Source organism: Paenibacillus polymyxa (genome assembly GCF_001719045.1).
GTDB lineage: Bacteria > Bacillota > Bacilli > Paenibacillales > Paenibacillaceae > Paenibacillus > Paenibacillus polymyxa_B.
Genome location: NZ_CP015423.1, coordinates 3,845,271 through 3,858,638 on the forward strand (window position 1 = coordinate 3,845,271; position 13,368 = coordinate 3,858,638).

General features: G+C 44.2%; 12 protein-coding genes and 1 riboswitch. Of the genes, 9 read left to right on the top strand and 3 right to left on the bottom strand.

Features of this window, described 5'->3' with window-relative positions; genetic code table 11:
• The first annotated feature begins 124 nt into the window (after positions 1-124).
• A complete protein-coding gene (locus AOU00_RS17185) occupies positions 125-2,974 on the top strand; it encodes an S-layer homology domain-containing protein (protein ID WP_069291165.1) in 2,850 nt (949 codons plus the stop codon).
• A gap of 101 nt (positions 2,975-3,075) precedes the next feature.
• Here AOU00_RS17185 and AOU00_RS17190 read toward each other — a convergent pair whose 3' ends face one another.
• Positions 3,076-3,750: an NAD(P)H-dependent oxidoreductase gene (locus AOU00_RS17190; RefSeq protein WP_069291166.1), complete on the bottom strand. Its 675-nt coding sequence runs from the start codon at positions 3,748-3,750 to the stop codon at positions 3,076-3,078.
• A 143-nt stretch (positions 3,751-3,893) separates the two neighbouring features.
• Here AOU00_RS17190 and AOU00_RS17195 point away from each other — a divergent pair, with 143 nt between their 5' ends.
• Both AOU00_RS17195 and AOU00_RS17200 read left to right on the top strand, forming a co-directional pair.
• A complete protein-coding gene (locus AOU00_RS17195; RefSeq protein WP_069291167.1) occupies positions 3,894-4,286 on the top strand; it encodes a winged helix-turn-helix transcriptional regulator in 393 nt (130 codons plus the stop codon).
• Positions 4,287-4,480: 194 nt separating this feature from the next.
• Positions 4,481-5,473, top strand: coding sequence for an ABC transporter substrate-binding protein (locus AOU00_RS17200; protein WP_081330724.1), 993 nt, complete (start codon positions 4,481-4,483; stop codon positions 5,471-5,473).
• A gap of 231 nt (positions 5,474-5,704) precedes the next feature.
• Here the strand turns inward: AOU00_RS17200 and AOU00_RS17205 are convergent, their stop codons facing one another.
• Both AOU00_RS17205 and AOU00_RS17210 read right to left on the bottom strand, forming a co-directional pair.
• Positions 5,705-6,340, bottom strand: coding sequence for a cyclodeaminase/cyclohydrolase family protein (locus AOU00_RS17205; RefSeq protein WP_069291168.1), 636 nt, complete (start codon positions 6,338-6,340; stop codon positions 5,705-5,707).
• Positions 6,337-7,203 carry a bifunctional 5,10-methylenetetrahydrofolate dehydrogenase/5,10-methenyltetrahydrofolate cyclohydrolase gene (locus tag AOU00_RS17210; RefSeq protein WP_069291169.1) on the bottom strand — a complete coding sequence of 289 codons (867 nt, stop codon included), beginning with the start codon at positions 7,201-7,203 and terminating at the stop codon, positions 6,337-6,339. The genes AOU00_RS17205 and AOU00_RS17210 overlap by 4 nt, the downstream gene beginning before the upstream one ends.
• Positions 7,204-7,315: 112 nt before the next feature.
• A riboswitch (ZMP/ZTP riboswitch) is annotated at positions 7,316-7,400 on the bottom strand.
• A 213-nt stretch (positions 7,401-7,613) separates the two neighbouring features.
• On the opposite strand from AOU00_RS17210, the gene AOU00_RS17215 reads away from it, so the two are divergent.
• From AOU00_RS17215 to AOU00_RS17240, 6 genes are all read left to right on the top strand, one after another.
• Positions 7,614-8,675: a Delta(5) desaturase DesA gene (locus AOU00_RS17215; protein ID WP_013308916.1), complete on the top strand. Its 1,062-nt coding sequence runs from the start codon at positions 7,614-7,616 to the stop codon at positions 8,673-8,675.
• A gap of 67 nt (positions 8,676-8,742) precedes the next feature.
• Entirely contained in the window at positions 8,743-9,876 is a 1,134-nt protein-coding gene (locus tag AOU00_RS17220) for a sensor histidine kinase (RefSeq protein WP_069291170.1), read from the top strand.
• A complete protein-coding gene (locus tag AOU00_RS17225) occupies positions 9,873-10,472 on the top strand; it encodes a response regulator transcription factor (RefSeq protein WP_025683815.1) in 600 nt (199 codons plus the stop codon). Before AOU00_RS17220 ends, AOU00_RS17225 begins: the two co-directional genes overlap by 4 nt.
• A gap of 145 nt (positions 10,473-10,617) precedes the next feature.
• Positions 10,618-11,238 carry a deoxynucleoside kinase gene (locus AOU00_RS17230; RefSeq protein ID WP_061830657.1) on the top strand — a complete coding sequence of 207 codons (621 nt, stop codon included), beginning with the start codon at positions 10,618-10,620 and terminating at the stop codon, positions 11,236-11,238.
• The gene (locus tag AOU00_RS17235) at positions 11,238-11,879 is read left to right on the top strand and encodes a deoxynucleoside kinase (protein WP_069291171.1); all 642 of its coding nucleotides are present in this window, start codon (positions 11,238-11,240) and stop codon (positions 11,877-11,879) included. The genes AOU00_RS17230 and AOU00_RS17235 overlap by 1 nt, the downstream gene beginning before the upstream one ends.
• Positions 11,880-12,076: 197 nt before the next feature.
• Positions 12,077-13,078 carry a Gfo/Idh/MocA family protein gene (locus tag AOU00_RS17240; RefSeq protein ID WP_061830653.1) on the top strand — a complete coding sequence of 334 codons (1,002 nt, stop codon included), beginning with the start codon at positions 12,077-12,079 and terminating at the stop codon, positions 13,076-13,078.
• Positions 13,079-13,368 lie beyond the last annotated feature (290 nt).

Sequence of the window (13,368 nt, forward strand, 5' to 3'; positions counted from 1 at the left end):
TTGGTGTTAACAGTAATGAAAAACCGATTGAAAACAAGAGAGATTAATTTTCAAAGTTGATATGAAAGTACAGGCGAAAGTGGCTCAGTGCTATCTAGTAAAGGAGGTGTAATGATTCCGAATAATGAATTATGAAAAAAAGTTAAAACAAATTAGGCATTACATGGCTGGTTTACTGGCTGTCTGGTTGTTCTGTATACATAGTGCGCCTGTTTTTGCGGACAGAGCCTTTAACGATATCGGACATTCCTATGCAGCTGATGCGATTGAGGCCATGGCTGCTCAAGGTTATGTTACGGGTTATCAGGATGGGAGCTTTCGACCTTTACATTTTATCTCGCGACAGGAATGGGCAAGCATTTTCGCTAAAACCTTAAAGCGAACATCGAATAACAGAGGCGTAACTTCTTTTCGTGATGTGTCACCATGGGCTCTACCTTATGTACAGGCCTTACAGGAAGAGAGCATTACGAAAGGAATTAGTGATCAATTATTCGGTGCCAAGCACAATATGACTCGTCAGGATATGGCCGTTTGGTATGCCCGCTATTTTGGTGTTACTGAAAATACCCGATCGGCTGGTATATCCAGTTTTGTGGATCAATCTGATATATCAGATTATGCACAAACGAGCGTATGGCTGATGGAACGGCTGGAACTGATCGAGGGAGATACGAATCACTATTTCCATCCTAAAGAGTCTGTGAGACGGCAGGATGCCACGCTGGTTGCTTATCGAATATGGTTAGGCGGTGACGGTCTGAGAGAACGTGCCAAGCGTTTGCTAGGGTCATTAGGAGATGGAACTGCAACGATGCCTCAGACGACCAGCCAACAAGAATCGAAGAAGATCGAGGTCGATGTGACACCGGAAATTAGTCAACAACCTGTGAATTCGGAAGTCGAGGAGCCTAAAAGGCATCGCCCAAGCCCTGATTCACCAGTATCTCCGGTGACACCACCAGAACCGAAGCCGGAACCGTCGGTGACACCGCCGGGACCTAAACCCAAACCACCAGTAATTCCGGTAGATCCACCGGATCATTCTTCGGATTTTCTGGTAGATGAGGTCGTAATCAAGGCGCAGGAGCTGGTAAATCAACCGGAAACATACCCTTCATATCAGCTATCTTTTCAGCTCTACAATAAAGGGCGACCCGTAAGCATTCCTGCTGCCAGCGTCACAAGTGTTACGTACACATTTAGTGATGGGTTAGGTATTTTTGATGAACAAGGGAAAATTGCGCATCCCGAAAATATTCCGGTTGCGGACAGCTTCATTCCTGTAGAAATGAAGGTCACCGTTGCCAAACCTTATCAGGTCCTTACAGCTCAGGCCAAGCTGATCGTGAAAGGGAAGACTCCGCCGGCAGAGCCACCGAACGTAATCAGGTCCGTATACTTGGCTACGTATACCATTTCAGAGGCTGCTACTTTAGATCCTGCTGCTTGGAATATGTCCTACGTATTTCATAATGCTAATGGAGAGGTTATAGCTCCTGGATTGCTGCCCTCAGACTTGATACTTCGGGTAGAGGATTCCAGAGGGATATTTGATGAGGATGGAAAAATTGCTAACCTGCATTTGATTCCGGTAGTAAATTCGGTCATTCCATTAAAAATCACGGTTGAGTCGCCATCTCAAGGGGTTCTCTTCACATCCGATGCGGAATTAACAGTAGAACCCGGGGAACGCAAAAAGCAATACTTTGCTGTCTCCATCATGCTGCAGGGAAGCGCGACGACGGTAGATCAAATCAAGCAAGCGCGTCAATTGCTGATGGACCACTTTGGTCCTAATATCAAAGTGACGTGGGCGATGGAAAACGGATTTGTTTTTGTAGAAGCAAATCGCCCGCAGCTTAGACAGGTTTTGGCATACGTTGATCAATATGACGACGAAGTCGGAATGTTGGATGGGTATCCGAACCAGTTGAAGTTTCCTATTTGGGAAGCAAAGATGGATGAGTGGTTGTATATGTATCGTTATAATGCATTCAATGAGCTGCACCAATCCGGTACAATGGGATCACCATCTGTGTTTGAAAGCATGGATACAGACCAATATCGGAAGTATCTGCCGAAATCATTGACCAGCTTTACGGTGAATCCCGAACAGACTCAATGGCTTAAAGATCACTATCGGATTACATCCGCGATGGGATGGTCGGCTACACAATATAATGTCAACGGTATGTATGGTGAGGGCTCTCCATTGATGCCTTACTGGTCCCATAAGGACAATCCGATTGTTCCCGCACAGGGACTTGCAGATAATAGCGGTACCGTATTCATGAACTCGGTTACGATTGATCCGATTGGATCACGCTATACGAAAGATTCCTCACGCTGGACTCTTCATCCGCTTGACCCATATGTGACTGAGACGGATGCAGCACCACAACTGTATATAGTACAGCAATATTTGGATAACCCTTATCAACGTATAAATACGGTAAACTACTTGTCCATTATTTTGGACATCAACGCACTTGCCAACACCCATAACATGGCTCCAATATGGGAGAATTTTGTGAACCACTTCCCTGTTGATCGCAAGGTTGAGATTGTAGGCGTGGACGGGCTGAAACAGATTTATGAATCGGTAGCTGGATTGAGTAATGATCATACGGAGTTTACGCTCATGTTTAGAGGCTCAGGTATTAAGACGGCTATGGATTCCAATAATTCACCAGCAAATCTGCGCTATTTGTGGACCGAAAATGCCTCACAGCGGATTATTTTATCCAAAGAGGATGGAGATGCGGCATGGTCCATTATTGACTTTACCGATTATACCCGAAAACCGGTTCCGAAGATGGACTACAACTTGGATGGTCACACGGACGTAAGCTATGTCACCGGAAGGAACTTCAAGCTATGTCCAACGGCTCCTTTAACAGTGGATGAAATTCAACGCGTAAAGGATCGTTTGAAGGATATTTACTTTGCAGAAGAAGTAAATTATCAGTAAGTAATTGGAAAGAGTTAAGAGCTGAGGTTTTATGAAAAGGGGGTGTCCCCACAGCCATCGAAATGGCTGTGGGGACACCCCTTTGTTTTAGAGAAAAGGTTTTACACCCATTCAATAACCTGATCTATAGATCGCCGGGTTTTGCCGCGCGGCTCGTTCAGACGGTATCCAAATGCCACCATACAGGAAATACCGAAATGTTCGGCATCCATAATGCCTTCTTCGGAGAGTATGCGTTCGATTTCCTGTTTATTAAAACCTTCGATAGGACAGGAATCAATGCCGATTTGAGCTGCGGCAGTCATCATGTTGCCCAGTGCGATGTAGGTTTGGCGGCAGCCCCACTCGAACAAGGCTCTTTTATTTTCCTCCAGCCCAAAATCAGATTTTAGAAAGGCATCATACACTTTCTCTCTGCCTTGAATCACTTCAGCGGGTAATTGCTGTACGTTCTCCATCATACTCTTGATATAATCGGAGGAGGCTACCATATCTTCAGGAAGTCTAGAGAGGATGAGTACAAAATGGCTGGCTGTTGGCAGTTGTTTTTGCGCCCCCCAAGAGTAAGGCAGCAGCTTCTCACGCATAGCTTTACTCTGAACGACAACAAATTTCCAAGGTTCAAAGCCAAATGAGCTTGGAGATAAACGACCGGTTTCAAGAATAAAATCAAAATCGGAATCGCTAATTTTCTTATGACTATCAAATTCCTTCGTTGCATGTCTGAACTCGTATGCAGATAAGATTTGATCTTTAGTAGTAGTTAAGGTTTCCATCGTTATTCCACTCCTTATGGATGTGATTAAAATTGACGCTTACCAAGTGACATGCTTAATATTAGAATATACATGATCGTTTTTGAAGTACGCACATTAATGTGCTGTAGTATATAAAATGATACCAAGGAGGAGAAAAGCCTATGCGCAATCGGAAAGGCGGCTTTGGGGAATGTACCGCTGGAAATGATCAGGCGTGTCCAGTTGAGTTCACGCTGGACGTGATTGGGGGCAAATGGAAAGGGATTATTCTATATCATCTTATGTATGGGACTAAGCGATTTAGTGATTTTCGGCGGATCTGTCCGGGAATTACTCAGCGTATGCTGACACTCCAATTGCGCGAGCTGGAAGAGGACGGAGTCGTTCACCGTGAAGTCTACCAACAGGTTCCTCCTAAGGTCGAATACTCTCTAACTGAATTTGGAAAAACGCTGATCCCGATTATTAACCTGATGAAGGATTGGGGAGAAGAATATAAAACAAAACAGCGATCATTAGAAAGCAGTCTTCAGCAGCCTAGCCCCAATGTGTAGGTTTTTGAGACGGCTCCACGAAAAAAGACCTGGCCATCATTTTTTGGCAGGTCTTTTGTTTTTTAAAGTGAAATGATGCAAAGTTCGTTTTTCAGTTGACAGCAAGGACGACGCTTGATATATTTCTTACGATATTGATAATCATTATCATCTGTATGGGAGATCATCTCCACAATATATAGGGGGCTAATCAGTTGAAAAGAAAATCGTATTTTATGATGACAGCTATGTTACTTGTATTGTTTGTATTCATCAGCGCTTGCGGCGGAAATAATAATGGAAGTAGTCCGGCTTCATCTTCAGAAGATAAGCAAGAGTCGGCTACTACTGGAGAGACTAGAAGCTTTAAAACGGTTAAAGGGGATATTCAAATTCCTGCTAAGCCACAGCGCATTGTAACGGATTTTTACGGCGGAGAATTGCTGTCCGTGGGTGCTAACGTGGTGGGTGTGGAGCCGACTGCGTTTCAAAATCCTTTTCTGACCGATTTGCTGAAGGAAAAAGGAACCAAAGAGGTGGGCGATCCGACCAATTTGGAAAAGACGCTGGAACTCAAACCCGATCTGATCGTGGTTATGAAGGATACGAATTATGAGGCTTTGTCTAAAATCGCACCTACCCTGTACATTCCGTACGGTACGACGACTAATATCTATGATACGGTTAAGCTGTTCGGCGATATCACTGGGGAAAAGGAGAAGGCTGAGCAATTTATTGCTGCATTTGATAAAAAGGCCGCTGAAGGTCGCGCACGTCTTAAAGGTGTGATTGACGAAAAGGCAACTTTCGGTTTGTATGAGCTGACGGACAAGCACGCACTTTGGATCTTTGGTGACAATGCGGGTCGCGGCGGCCAAGCTGTATACAATGCGCTTAAACTGAACATGCCAAAGAAAACAGTGAACTCCAAGGAACAAACGGTGCAGCTTTCGATGGAGGTATTGCCACAGTATGACGCAGATTATATGTTCCTGACTACGTATGACCCCGAGAAAAAGGGTGACGCGCTCAAACAACTAAAGTCGTCCGCTGTGTGGGGGAATCTTCCAGCGGTGAAGAACAATAGAGTGTTCTTTAACGATTTTGATACGTATTATCGCTATGATCCAATCGCTATTACCGGGCAAATTGATATGATCGTAGATATGCTGGTCGAAAGAGAAAAAGAGAATAAAGCTAAACAATAGATGTGAGATTCTGCGTTGTAATGAATTGCCCAAAACAGATAGGAATTCGCATATTATACGCAGTATATAGCATTAAAAACCAGTCCAACATGAATCATGTTTGGACTGGTTTTTAATTTACTATTTTGTCGTAATTTCAATAGTATCTTCTTTTTGTATCCAATCAGGCTATTTTTTAATGAGTAAGCAGAATATATTGGTTCGAACAGGTTAAACACGGTTATGAGCAATCTAATTCGCTATTCGACTGCGCACCATCAACAAGGTTTGTTCTTTGATCTGTCCGATTTCACGGATGAGTGCGGCTGTCTTGGTCTCATAGGAGTATTTGACATCCAAATCTTTCAGCGAAGCAAGGTTAATGTCGACGGTAAGCAGGGCGGATTGAGCGGCGGCTTCGAACAGGATCGCGCCGATGCCAAGATCCGAAATCACATTTTTATTGGATATTTCCACAATGTTGTAGGCTTGCGACAATCCGTCCCGGCATACTTCCAGCAGGCGCATGGGTGCCTCAATGGCAGCGATCACCGCTGTCTGTAAGGAATGGGTACGATAGCGCTTTTCTTCGTCCGTTTCCTTGGGCAAACGCAGCGCGGTCATGTACTGTTCAAAGGATTGGATGTCTGCGGCCATTAGTTCCTCACAATGTGTAGACAATCCTTCCATGCTGCTAATGACGTCCGTGATTTGTTCATGGATATGCGCATATTTTTCTCCTTGTGAAAGATTGGCGGTCATAGAGGTCATAGCCGCGCCTAGTGCCGCAGCCAGTGCGGATACACTTCCTCCGCCGGGGGTAGGCGCTGCACTTGCAGCCTCTTTTAGAAAATGCCCGATGGAATGATTCCACGACAGTTCACTCATGAATAGACCACCTCTCTGGAGTAGTGTTGCAGATGTATTGCTTTGAGCAGATTTTTGTATAAAATCGCAGTTGTTAAGGTGCCAACACCGCCGGGAACCGGAGAAATGGCATGGACCTTTTCCCCAACGTCTAAAGCGGCATCCCCCACTATTTTTCCCTCTAGCGTCTCATTAATTCCCGCATCTACCAAAATCAGACCGGGATGAACCATATCCTGTGTGATCACATCAGGGCATCCGACTGCGACGAAGGCAATGTCTGCATGGCTCAGATGCTCTGCAATATCACGTGTACCTGCATGACAGGCGGTAACGGTGGCATTTTCTCTTTGCAACATGTGGAAAAGGGGAAGTCCCACTGTCTGTCCGATGCCCACGAGAGTGACATTTTTGCCTGCCAATGTGTGACCGTAATGCTTAAGTAGCTCGATACAGGCTTGAGGTGTTGCGGGATATAGTCCGGCGTCACCTGTTACGGTAGCCAGCTTGTTATCAGGTGTAATTCCATCAATATCCTTGTAGGGGGCGATGGATTGTTTAATAACGGAGGCGGAAAGATGTTGGGGAAGCGGCAGTTCCAGCATAATGCCATGTACATGGGGTGCATTGTTCAGACTGCCGATCAGGTGCAGTAGCTCGGTTTCGCTAACATGACGATCAAAAGTATGAAGATGAAATGAGATGCCCAGCTTCTCCGCTATTTTTTGCTTGGTCCGGGCATAGTAGGCAGAAGCCGGATCGCCTTCTACCAATAGTGTCGCCAGATGGGGACGGTGTCCTTGCTGCTTCATTTCTTCTACCTGTGAACGGATCGTTGCATATACTTGCTCAGCTGCTTCTTTGGATTTCATGATAATAGCCATAGTCCGAGCCTCCTCTGAATTTATCGCATGATTTATCAACAGGGTGTCATGGTCTTGTAAAACGAAAAAAAGTATTTGCACAAGGTCGTCAAGACAGACGAATCCTCTGCAAATACTTCTCCCAGGCGAACGGTACGCTTTTTTTGTATGCTCCCTCGTGGTTCATTCCACTGACTTCGCCAGTCACATACAGCGTTATTATGTCTTATATTTTAACAAATAATCCTCAGAAAAGAAACCCGCGAACATTTGGAAAACGGGTTATGTTACTTGTCTATATGACAAATGTCATATACCCGAGCTGACGTTTATGACTACAGCGTCTACAGTCTTCACCTTATACTGAGATTAGATCAACATGTACGCCTAACAGGATCAAGGTATAGGCGTCATTTTAAAGGAGGATCATAATGAGTATGACACAACTCCCATTAGCCCAATTGAAAAAAAATATGGCTCCCTACGAGAAAATAAACACGAAATCCAGCGTTCTGCAACTCATCAATACTTTGGGTCCACTGATCCTATTGTGGTATGCTGCTTATCTTAGCCTGTCGGTTTCGTACTGGCTGACGCTTCCCATTGCCATTGTTGCATCGGGGTTTGTGGTACGGACGTTTATTATTTTTCATGATTGTGGTCATCAATCCTTCTTCAAAAGCCGCAAGCTGAACGACATTGTGGGAACGATTACAGGTATTATTACGCTCTGTCCTTATCATCAATGGAAAAATAGTCACGCGATCCACCATGCAACCAGCAGTAATCTGGATAAAAGAGGCACAGGTGACATGTGGGTGCTTACGGTAGAAGAGTACACAGAGGCTTCCACATGGACACGGCTGGCCTATCGCATATATCGAAATCCTTGGGTTATGTTCGGACTAGGTCCGATCTATACTTTTTTGATTTCCTATCGCTTTAATATCAAGACAGCCAAACGCAAGGAAAAAATGAACACTCATGTGACGAATATATCCATCGTTGCATTGTATGCACTGTTGTGCTGGGCTATTGGATGGCAGGCCTTCCTTCTCGTACAGGCACCTATCTTTTTTGTATCCGGTATGTTGGGCATCTGGTTGTTCTATGTACAACATCAATTTGAGGATTCGTATTTTGAGCATGATGAAGAGTGGAGTTATATTAATGCAGCCGTAGAAGGCAGTTCTTACTACAAGCTTCCTAAAGTATTGCAATGGATTACGGGGAATATCGGATTTCATCACGTTCATCATTTGAGCCCCAAAGTGCCAAATTATAATTTGGAAAAAGCGCATGAAGCGACACCGTTACTTCAAAAAGCAACCACGATCACAGTAAGTAGCAGTCTGCAATCATTGAAATTCCGACTTTGGGATGAAAATACGAAAACCTTTTTGACCTTTAAACAAGTGAAGCCGCTCCTCAGCAAACGTGTTGCAGTTACGAAACCCATCCCTACACCTGTTGTAAGCACAGAAAGAAAATAACGTTGTACAAAACTTGGTATGATATGATAAGAGATATAAGTCAAGTGAAGTAGAAGAGGGTGGCAGGATGCAAAAATGGTATCAGATTTTTCAAAGAAATACTGGACTTAGCCCTTATGTGTGGGTCGTCTTTTATATCCTGCCCTTTTACTACTTTAGCTCTTCATCTACAAGTCATATTATTCTGGGTACTGCAATTATTTTGGTGTTTTTTGCATGTTATGTATTGGCTTTTGTCTCGAAAGGCTGGCTCATATACTTTTGGACCAGTGTACAAATTGCCATATCGATTACCATGACACTGCTGTTTAGCTATATGTATTTTTCCATATTTATCGCCTATCTGATCGGTAATATTAAAAGTAAGGCTGCATTTACGACGCTGTATATTATTTTAATGGTTATTACGATTGGATTGATCAATTACGGTTTTGTTTCTCAGAATCCCGTTTTTATTAAACAGATTCCTTTTATCCTGCTCAATCTGATCGGTGTGATTCTCCTTCCGATTACGAATTTTAATCGCAACAAAAGCGATCGGCTCCAAGTCCAATTAGAAGATGCCAATAAGAAAATATCGGAATTGATTAAGCTGGAGGAACGGCAAAGAATTGCGCGTGACCTGCACGATACCTTAGGTCAGAAGCTGTCACTCATCGGGCTGAAGAGCGATTTGGCGGGCAAACTGATGGATCAGTACCCGGAGCGTGCTCATGCTGAAATTAACGATGTTCGTCTCACGGCGAGAAGCGCACTAAAAGAGGTGCGGGAAATGGTTACTCAAATGCGCGGTATGCGACTAGAGGATGAACTGCTACGTATTCGGCAGATTTTAAAGGCTGCTCACATTGAATTGACTCTAGAGGGCGACCCGAAGCTGGAGCATACATCATTAATGAATGAAAATGTCCTTAGTATGTGTATGAAGGAAGCAGTGACAAATGTGGTTAAGCACAGTGGAGCCACCGCTTGTTCCATCACCATTGAGCCGTCTCGTAAGGAATTAACCCTTCGGATTCAGGATAATGGAGTCGGTATTACGAGAGAAAATGGAACCTTTCGTGGAAACGGCCTGAAAGGTATGAAAGAAAGGCTCGAATTCGTGAACGGATGTATGGAGCTGCGTTCAGATCAGGGAACGACCTTGGTCATTAAAGTGCCCAATATCACTGAAAAGCCGAATGAGGAGGTGGGGCCATGATTCGAATTGTCATCGCGGAGGACCAGCGTATGCTGCTGGGTGCTCTAGCCTCCCTGCTGGACTTGGAAGAGGACATGAAAGTAGTCGGAAAAGCAAGCAACGGGGAAGAAGCTTTAGAGCTGGTGAAGCTGCATCAGCCCGATATATGCATTATGGACATCGAAATGCCGATCAAGAGCGGATTGGATGCGGCTGAGGAACTCAAAGGCTTGAACTGCAAGGTGCTGATTTTAACTACGTTTGCTCGCCCCGGGTATTTTGAACGAGCGATCAAGGCGGGGACACACGGTTATCTGCTCAAGGACAGTCCCAGTGAAGAGCTGGCTTCCTCCATTCGAAGTATTATGGCAGGTCGGCGTATCTATGCTCCGGAACTGGTCGATGATGCTTATGCCGAAGTCAACCCGCTAACAGAGCGTGAAAAAACCGTTTTGGCGCTCATTGCTGACGGAAAGAACACAAAAGAGATTGCTGGTGAACTGTATTTAACGACAGGGACGGTGCGCAATTATATTTCAGTCATTCTCGATAAGCTGGGTGTCAGTAACCGGATTGAGGCAATTACACGTTTTAACGAAAAAGGTTGGTTTAAATGAGAAACAGGGACGCTATGAAGCAAAATGTAGCGCTCTGTTTTTTTGTTTTATCCATAGATTTGGTATGCCTTTAGCGTACTACCTTGTGATACAATAGGATAGTTGTCCACAGGATGGACTGGAGTACAAGGAGGAGCAGAACCCCATGAAACAAGCCCCATTTATAGCCGTTGAAGGGCCGATCGGAGCAGGTAAAACGACGTTAGCTTCGATGCTTTCAACCGAGCTACATTTGCCGATGATCAAAGAGATTGTCGAGGAGAACCCATTTCTCGATAAATTTTATCAAAATATAGATGAGTGGAGTTTTCAGCTGGAAATGTTCTTTCTCTGCAATCGGTACAAGCAGCTGGAGGATACAGGTCTGCAATATATCGAGAAAGCTCAGCCCGTTATTTCTGATTACCATATCTACAAGAATTTAATTTTTGCTGAACGTACGCTTAAGGGTGTGAAGCTCGAAAAATATCGTCAAATCTATCATTTGCTCACAGATGATATGCCTAAGCCGGACATTATCATTTATATCAGAGCAGATTTGGATACCTTGCTGGGGAGAATTCGCAAGCGTGCACGCTCTTTTGAACAGGAGATGGACCCCGCCTATCTGGAGCAATTGATCATAGATTATGATAAAGGCATGCAGTTTCTCGCTGAACAGTCCCCTTCCCCTCGTATATTGACCGTGAACGGGAATGAAATTGATTTTGTAGAAAATCAGGCACAATTTAAACAAATTGTTTCCGATGTAAAGGAGCTTATATAGTGAATAATTACAACATTCCTGCGAGTGCCCTGATTACGGTAGCGGGCACAGTGGGTGTAGGTAAATCCACGCTGACTGGTGCTTTGGCCGGACGCCTTGGTTTTAAGACCTCTTTGGAGCAGGTCGATCATAATCCCTATCTGGAGAAATTTTATCATGATTTCGAAAGATGGAGCTTTCATTTGCAAATTTATTTTCTCGCGGAACGCTTCAAGGAACAAAAGAATATCTTCTTGTCTGGTGGAGGTTTTGTACAGGATCGTTCTATTTATGAGGACACAGGCATTTTTGCGAAAATGCATGCCGATCAGGGAACGATGAACCCTACCGATTATGAAACGTATACTAGCCTGTTTGAGGCGATGGTGATGACACCGTTTTTCCCACACCCTGATGTGTTGATCTATTTGGAGGGCAGCTTGCCTTCCATACTGAGTCGGATTGAGGAGCGTGGTCGCGAGATGGAGATCCAGACCGAGCGATCCTATTGGGAGCAAATGCATCGCAGATATTCCAATTGGATCAACGAATTTGATGCCTGTCCTGTACTGCGTCTGAACATTGATGAGTATGATGTACACGACCCAGCTTCCATGGATGCCATTTTGGAAGAAGTAGGAAAAGTGATATCAAAAAAATAGAGATATAACCCCAAATAAATGACAGGGACTGTGGTACAATCAGTATAAATTATGCTGATAGACTACAGTCTTTTTTTGTCGAATGAACATGTTGAGGCATGAGATATGAATAACGGTATAGTGGACAAGTTTAGGCTGGAATGCGAGAATAGGTACATATGAATTGTAATGACTCACGGGAAGGATGGGATACTGTGATGCGTTTTGGTATTGTTGGAACCAACTGGATAACAGAGAGGTTTATTCAAGCTGCGATGGAGACGGACGAATTTTCCCTGACGGCGGTATACTCACGCACAGAGGATAAGGGCAAAGCTTTTGCTGACAAATATAACAGCCAGCCGGAGGTTTTTACAGACCTGGCGCAAATGGCCGCAAGTGATCAGGTCGATGCCGTATATATTGCCAGCCCCAATTCCTTACATGCGGAGCAGGCGATCTTATGTATGAATCACGGAAAGCACGTGTTGTGTGAGAAACCCTTTGCGTCTAATGCAGCAGAGGTGAAGAGCATGATCGAAGCCGCGCGCAACAACGATGTTCTGCTGATGGAGGCCGTTAAATCCACACTGATGCCTAACTTTAAAATAATAAAGGATCATATGTATAAATTAGGCCGGGTTCGGCGTTATTTTGCAAGCTACTGTCAATACTCCTCACGCTTTGATGCTTTTAAGCAAGGTAAGGTATTGAATGCGTTTAATCCGGCCTTTTCCAATGGTTCCTTGATGGACCTTGGAGTGTATTGTTTGTATCCTATGGTGACTTTGTTCGGCAAACCTGAGGAGGTTCGGGCGGTTGGTGTACTTTTATCCTCTGGTGTCGATGGCGAGGGCAGTATCGTGATGAAGTATCCTGATATGGATGCTATCGTCATGTATTCCAAAATTACAGATTCCTATCTGCCTGCTGAAATTCAGGGTGAGAATGGAACGATGGTGATCGACAAAATCAGCCAGCCCTATGAGGTGAAAATTCATTATCGGGACGGCACAATTGAGGATCTAACCAAAGCTCAGACGCGTGAGCCAATGTATTATGAAATTCAGGAATTTATTGATTTGATCAAGAGTGGTGAACGCAACAGTTCCATTAACTCCTTGGAGTGTTCACTTACAGTCGCTGAAGTGATGGAGGAGGCAAGACAACAATTCGGCCTTCGTTATGAAGCAGATTTGAAAAATACTTCTGCACATTAGTCTGTGGAATGATCGAGATTGCAATGCACAAAGGGCTGCCGGTTTGCAAACTTTGCAAATATACGGTTAGCCTTATTTGGCTTTGTAGCCCTAAAAGTGTAAGCAATTGTGATGACAGGAGTCAGAAGGCTATATTCATTTTTTATTGACAGATTCTCCTTCTTGTCTTAAGGTGTTAACAATGCAATATACAGTTAAATAATCCCACCTTCGGTCAAACGAAGATTAGGGAGTTTTTTTAGGGTATAAATCCGATTAAATCCACCGGATTACTAAAATGGGATAGAGGA

Bases quoted from the DNA above. Each gene is read 5' to 3' on its own strand.
- AOU00_RS17240 (WP_061830653.1), top strand. From the start codon at position 12,077: ATGCGTTTTGGTATTGTTGGAACCAACTGGATAACAGAGAGGTTTATT.
- AOU00_RS17230 (WP_061830657.1), top strand. From the start codon at position 10,618: ATGAAACAAGCCCCATTTATAGCCGTTGAAGGGCCGATCGGAGCAGGT.
- AOU00_RS17225 (WP_025683815.1), top strand. From the start codon at position 9,873: ATGATTCGAATTGTCATCGCGGAGGACCAGCGTATGCTGCTGGGTGCT.
- AOU00_RS17220 (WP_069291170.1), top strand. From the start codon at position 8,743: ATGCAAAAATGGTATCAGATTTTTCAAAGAAATACTGGACTTAGCCCT.
- AOU00_RS17215 (WP_013308916.1), top strand. From the start codon at position 7,614: ATGAGTATGACACAACTCCCATTAGCCCAATTGAAAAAAAATATGGCT.
- AOU00_RS17205 (WP_069291168.1), bottom strand. From the start codon at position 6,340: ATGAGTGAACTGTCGTGGAATCATTCCATCGGGCATTTTCTAAAAGAG.
- AOU00_RS17195 (WP_069291167.1), top strand. From the start codon at position 3,894: ATGCGCAATCGGAAAGGCGGCTTTGGGGAATGTACCGCTGGAAATGAT.
- AOU00_RS17185 (WP_069291165.1), top strand. From the start codon at position 125: ATGAATTATGAAAAAAAGTTAAAACAAATTAGGCATTACATGGCTGGT.
- AOU00_RS17210 (WP_069291169.1), bottom strand. From the start codon at position 7,203: ATGGCTATTATCATGAAATCCAAAGAAGCAGCTGAGCAAGTATATGCA.
- AOU00_RS17190 (WP_069291166.1), bottom strand. From the start codon at position 3,750: ATGGAAACCTTAACTACTACTAAAGATCAAATCTTATCTGCATACGAG.